Here is a 5,458-nt window from a genome sequence, read left to right on the forward strand (position 1 = left end):
TCTAACCAACTGAGCTACATCTACCGTTTGGAGAGTGCAAAAATAGAAATCTTATTACTATTTGCAAACTCTTTTTAAAATTACATTCACTTTACCTGCCAAATTTAGAACGATTTTAATTTATCATTATTTTTGTATTTATGGCTGAGCAATTAATTGAACTGAATGTAACAGGAATGCATTGTAATAATTGCGCGTTATCTGTTCATAAACTACTCGAAAAAAGAGGATTACATAACATACTGGTTGACTTTGCCAGCGAGGAGGTGAAATTTTCAACCGCCGATAGCAGCCAGTTACCCGAAATAAAAAAGGGGATAGAAAATTTAGGCTTTAAAATTATTGATGATATTTCTCAGCATCAGCCGGCATTTTATCAAAAAATAGAGAACAAATTTTTGTTTTGTGCCCTATTTACTGCCCCACTCCTGCTTGCAATGGCGCTGCCCTGGCATTTTTTACACCAGCCTGCAACCCAATTAATATTATGCCTGCCTGTTTTTATTGTGGGTTGCCTGCATTTTGGCAAAAGCGCGTTTAGCTCAATAAAAGCCGGGTTACCCAATATGGATGTACTGATATTTATTGGTTCTACCTCGGCCTTTGTTTATAGCCTTACTGGTACGCTAAAGCATTTAGGGCCGCAATATCAGTTTTACGAAACTTGTGCTACTATTATAACCCTGGTGCTGCTGGGCAACGTTTTTGAGAAACGTTCCGTCCATCAAACTACCTCGGCTGTAAAAGATCTGATCAAATTTCAGCACGTTAATGCCAACCGGGTTATTAACGGCGGTATTGAGACAATTAACGCTAAAGAGGTAAGGCCCGGAGATACGCTTCTCGTTAACCAGGGTGATAAGATCCCGGTTGATGGCGAGATACTTTCAGGCACCGCCTCTGTTGACGAGGCTATGCTTACTGGTGAAAGTTTACCGGTAGAAAAACAAAAGTACGATAAGGTTATTGGCGGCACTATTCTTGTCAATGGCAATATACATATGCTGGCCACCAAAGTTGGTTCAAACACCATCCTATCGCAGATCATCGATCTGATGAAAAAGGCGCAGGCCGCCAAGCCACCTATACAAAAACTGGGCGATAAAATAGCTTCCATATTTGTACCTGCCGTGTTGAGCATCGCGCTGCTTACCTTTATATTGACTTATTACGTCGGTCAGGCTGGTTTACAACACGCGCTGATGAACGCCATTGCGGTTATGGTTATTTCATGTCCATGCGCTATGGGCTTGGCCACACCAACGGCAGTTATGGTAGGTTTAGGTCGCGCGGCCAAAAATGGCATCCTGATCAAAGGTGGTGATACCATTGAAGCCGTAGCTCATACCAAATATGTAGTTTTTGACAAAACAGGAACTTTAACCACCGGCAAATTCCACATTAATGAAATAAAGGCCGAAACCGGAGTGGATATTGAGCTCATCAGGGGTATTATCTTTGCTATTGAAGAAAGATCAAACCATCCTATCGCGCGGTCGTTGATAAGCGGATTAAAGAACCTTCCCCGCCTCAAAGTAATTTTAAAAGTAGCCCGGGAAGAACGTGGTTTAGGCATGCGTGCTGAAGACATTGATGGCAATAACTACTTTTTAGGGACTGCCAAACTTAATAAAGACGATCACTTTAACCTGTCGCTCTATAAAAATCAACAATTACTGGCACAAATAGCTATCGATGATGAAATAAAGCCAGAAACGGCAACCCTGATATCCCAGCTCAAAAAAATGGGTATTAGGCCTATCCTCCTAAGCGGCGATAAAAAAGATCGCTGTTTAAAAGTAGCTGAAGCGATAGGTATAAAAGATAAAGATGTGCATGCCGAAAAACTACCTGACGAAAAGCTGAAGGTCATTGATATTTACAAACAAAAAGGTAAAACCATCATGATTGGCGATGGTATCAATGATGCTCCCGCCCTGGTTAAAGCCGATGTTGGCATATCCATGAATGATGCCAGCCATGTAGCCATACAATCGGCCAGTGTGGTGTTGTTGAATACCGACTTGCAATCAGTAATAAAATTCCTGCAGATCAGTAAGCATACGCTGCTCACCATTAAGCAAAACCTTTTCTGGGCCTTTGCATACAATATTATTGCTATACCTATTGCCGCCCTTGGTTTTTTAAACCCAATGGTTGGAGCTTTCACGATGGCTTTTTCTGATGTAGTGGTTATTGGCAACTCATTGAGGCTGAAGATTAAGAAAGTCGATAGTCGATAGGTCATAGCTTGGGGATTGTGTTTCCTTAAAGCCTTATATCATACAAAGTTTCTTATTTTTGCTGCTATGGGCCATTAACTATGGTCTATAGACTAAACTATGATCGAAATATTTACAGACGGAGCATCAAGCGGCAATCCCGGTCCGGGGGGGTATGGGGTAATTTTGCGTGCGGGAAAGCACTACAAAGAGCTTTCTGAAGGTTTTCGCAAAACTACCAACAACCGCATGGAGCTACTTGCCGTGATCAAAGGTTTGGAGGCGTTAAAAACGCCTAACCAACAGGTTATGATATTTTCCGACTCTAAATATGTGATCGATGCTATTGAAAAGCGCTGGCTGAATGGCTGGCTGCAAAAGGGCTTTGCGGGTAAAAAAAATAAAGACCTGTGGTTGCGCTATCTCGACATTAGTAAACAGCACCAGGTTAAATTTACCTGGGTACGCGGCCACAACGGTCACCCGGAAAATGAGCGCTGCGATGAACTGGCGGTAGCCGCCGGCAAACAAAAGCAACTATTGATCGATTCAGTTTTTGAGGTGGAGAATGCTAAAAATTAGTATCAAGTAGTTAGTATCAGGTATCAAGCCTCTTTGTGTGTTATCAGCATCGAACTAAAATCTTGATACTTGATACTAACTACTTGATACCAATACCAATCACCATCTCCCCTGCAACTCAATCACTTCCAGATCCTGAATTTTATCGGCATTGATGGTGAAACGCATCAGGGTACGTACCTTATGCCAGCCTTGCTGCCCAGCCGCTCCCGGGTTAAGATGCAGGCAGCCAATGGTTTTATCGGGCATTACTTTTAATATGTGTGAGTGCCCGGAGATGAACAGTTTGGGTGGGTTCAAATAAATTTCCTTTTTTACTGCCGGGCTGTATTTGCCGGGATAACCGCCAATGTGGGTCATCCATACATCAACGCCCTCACAGTTAAAGCGCAAATTTTCGGAGTAAACCAATCTTATGTCTTTACCATCAATATTACCATATACACCTTTTAAAGGTTTAAAAGCAGCAAGCTTATCGGCCAGCTCCAGGGTACCAAAATCGCCTGCGTGCCAAATCTCATCACATTGGTCAAAATGCTTAAAAACGGCATCGTCAAGGTAACTGTGGGTGTCGGATATTAAGCCAATGCGAGTCATGGTGTAAATATAGATACAAGAGGTAAGATTCGAGATGAAATTATAAAACTGTCAATTGGGAATGCAACGTAGTAAACACCAAAAAGCTTGCACCGAGCACACTTACGAAGTTTTAAAAACTTCGTAAGTGTTTAAGCAGAGCATGTCAATCAATATTATAAAAACTTGTCATCCTAAGGAACGAAGAATCTACTCACCGTTAGATCCTTCGTTCCTTAGGATGACAAATAAGGTAATAAGCTCAAAAAATCGTCAGAAAGTCTTTCAATACTTCCTGATATTCCTTGCTATAAACCTTAGGAGCATCGTAAATCACCAATTGTTCCTCTTCGGTTTGCCAATCATTAAAACCTAAAATCAGTATTTCCCTGTGCGCATCATCAGCTTTAAAGGAGCGTAGGTTAATCGTTTTTTGATGATGAAGCCCATATTGCGCAGCTATCTTTTTAACCAGCAGACCGGTTTCGGGAGGCAATATGAGCCAGCAAACACCATTTTCGGTAAGATGAGTATACATACCTTGCAAAAGCCTATCAAAAAAGCCATCACCGGCATGTTTGGCTAAGTTCTTTTTATCTCTCGGTGATTGTAATGAATTAATATAAAATGGTGGATTGGAAACAATCAGATCATACTTTTTTTCCGGATGACTATTAAATAAATCTTCAAAAGCCCGTGGATATAAGGTTAACCTTTCCGAAAAAGGTGAATTTAGAAAATTGCCGGCAGCCGTTGCGGCAGCACCTTCATCAATCTCTACAGCATCAATTTGAGCTAATGGAAAACGTTGAGCCAGCATCAGGGCAATTACACCGGTGCCGGTGCCAATATCTAAAATGGATGATGGTTGTTTAAAATCGGCCAGTGCACCAAGCAGCACTCCATCAGTATTGATCTTCATGGCGCAGCCGGTTTGGTCAACACTGAATTGTTTAAAGCGAAACATCAACGAAGATATAAATTTTGAAAGTCTCCCCTTTAGGGGGGATTTAGAGGAGCTTACTTTTCGTAAAGCTCCAGTGGCAGGCCATCGGGGTCGGTAAAAAAGGTGAAGCGTTTGCCAGTAAATTCATCAATACGGATAGGCTCCGTTTCTACAGCAAAATTATTCAGATGAGCTATAGCTTCGTCCAGCGCGTCAACCTCAAAGGCCAAATGACGCAGACCAACAGCTTCCGGACGCGAGGGGCGTGCTGGCGGCTCCGGAAAAGAAAAAAGCTCGATCTGGTAGAGGTTGCCCACTTCCAGATCAAGCTTGTATGATTGTCGTTCTTCGCGATAAACCTCACGAACTATATTTAAACCCAGTATCTCCGTATAAAAATGTTTCGACTTTTGGTAGTCGGCACAAATAATGGCTATATGATGTACCCGGTTTAGTTTTAACATTATTCGCCTAAAATAGTATGTAATACATTGCTGTGAACCATTTTCAGGTCGGTAACATGACCAAATGCTTCTCCGTCAACATTCAGGAAACCGTTATTTACAGTACCCAATAAGCTAAATTCCGTTGCACTGGTAGCCATAAATTCAACAAAGCGTTCCTGCTCTTCAGGTGCTACGGTTACCACTACCCTGCCCTGCGCTTCACCAAAAAGGAAAGCATCTTTGCGGATAGTATCATCGGTTTCGATATCAAAACCTAAACCGTTTGGCATAGCAGCTTCTAAAAGAGCAATGTATAAACCACCATCGGCCACATCATGTGCCGATTCAATAACACGATGCTTGATCAAACCTTTTACAGTTTGCTGCATATCGTATTCTTTATCGATATCAAAATACGGAGCAGGCGCTTTCAAAACCTTGTGCCATGAAGCTAAGTATTGTGACGAAGCAATATCATTTACAGATTCGCCTATTAAGTAGATCAGATCGCCAGGTTGTTTAAAGTTGGCGGTCATGATATTATCTACATTATCCATCACACCCAACATACCAATAGTTGGTGTAGGGAATACAGAACCACCATCGGCTGACTGATTGTAGAAACTTACGTTACCACCGGTAACCGGGGTTTCAAACTTACGGCAGGCATCGCCCATACCTTTAAT

6 protein-coding genes are annotated in these 5,458 nt (G+C 42.0%); 2 read left to right on the plus strand and 4 right to left on the minus strand.

Going from position 1 to position 5,458, the window contains the following annotated elements:
- Positions 1-140 precede the first annotated feature (140 nt).
- Both AAGC65_RS24585 and rnhA read left to right on the plus strand, forming a co-directional pair.
- The gene (locus tag AAGC65_RS24585; RefSeq protein WP_343115110.1) at positions 141-2,243 is read left to right on the plus strand and encodes a cation-translocating P-type ATPase; all 2,103 of its coding nucleotides are present in this window, start codon (positions 141-143) and stop codon (positions 2,241-2,243) included.
- A gap of 99 nt (positions 2,244-2,342) precedes the next feature.
- Positions 2,343-2,804 (plus strand): ribonuclease HI, encoded by a 462-nt coding sequence (rnhA, locus tag AAGC65_RS24590; RefSeq protein ID WP_343115111.1) that lies wholly within the window; start codon positions 2,343-2,345, stop codon positions 2,802-2,804.
- 99 nt (positions 2,805-2,903) lie between these two features.
- On the opposite strand, the gene AAGC65_RS24595 is transcribed toward rnhA, so the two are convergent.
- The 4 genes from AAGC65_RS24595 to AAGC65_RS24610 form a co-directional block, all read right to left on the minus strand.
- Positions 2,904-3,401, minus strand: a complete 498-nt coding sequence (locus tag AAGC65_RS24595; protein ID WP_343115112.1) for a metallophosphoesterase family protein — start codon at positions 3,399-3,401, stop codon at positions 2,904-2,906.
- Positions 3,402-3,642: 241 nt separating this feature from the next.
- Positions 3,643-4,347: a methyltransferase gene (locus AAGC65_RS24600; protein WP_343115113.1), complete on the minus strand. Its 705-nt coding sequence runs from the start codon at positions 4,345-4,347 to the stop codon at positions 3,643-3,645.
- A 53-nt stretch (positions 4,348-4,400) separates the two neighbouring features.
- Positions 4,401-4,790, minus strand: coding sequence for a VOC family protein (locus tag AAGC65_RS24605; RefSeq protein ID WP_343115114.1), 390 nt, complete (start codon positions 4,788-4,790; stop codon positions 4,401-4,403).
- Positions 4,790-5,458 (minus strand): AIR synthase-related protein (locus AAGC65_RS24610; RefSeq protein ID WP_343115115.1); only part of this gene is annotated, 669 nt, incomplete at its 5' end. The genes AAGC65_RS24605 and AAGC65_RS24610, both read right to left, overlap by 1 nt.

The organism is Mucilaginibacter sp. (genome assembly GCF_039207105.1).
In the GTDB taxonomy this organism is placed as follows: Bacteria; Bacteroidota; Bacteroidia; order Sphingobacteriales; family Sphingobacteriaceae; genus Mucilaginibacter.

Bases quoted from the DNA above. Each gene is read 5' to 3' on its own strand.
- AAGC65_RS24585 (WP_343115110.1), top strand. From the start codon at position 141: ATGGCTGAGCAATTAATTGAACTGAATGTAACAGGAATGCATTGTAAT.
- rnhA (WP_343115111.1), top strand. From the start codon at position 2,343: ATGATCGAAATATTTACAGACGGAGCATCAAGCGGCAATCCCGGTCCG.
- AAGC65_RS24595 (WP_343115112.1), bottom strand. From the start codon at position 3,401: ATGACTCGCATTGGCTTAATATCCGACACCCACAGTTACCTTGACGAT.
- AAGC65_RS24600 (WP_343115113.1), bottom strand. From the start codon at position 4,347: ATGTTTCGCTTTAAACAATTCAGTGTTGACCAAACCGGCTGCGCCATG.
- AAGC65_RS24605 (WP_343115114.1), bottom strand. From the start codon at position 4,790: ATGTTAAAACTAAACCGGGTACATCATATAGCCATTATTTGTGCCGAC.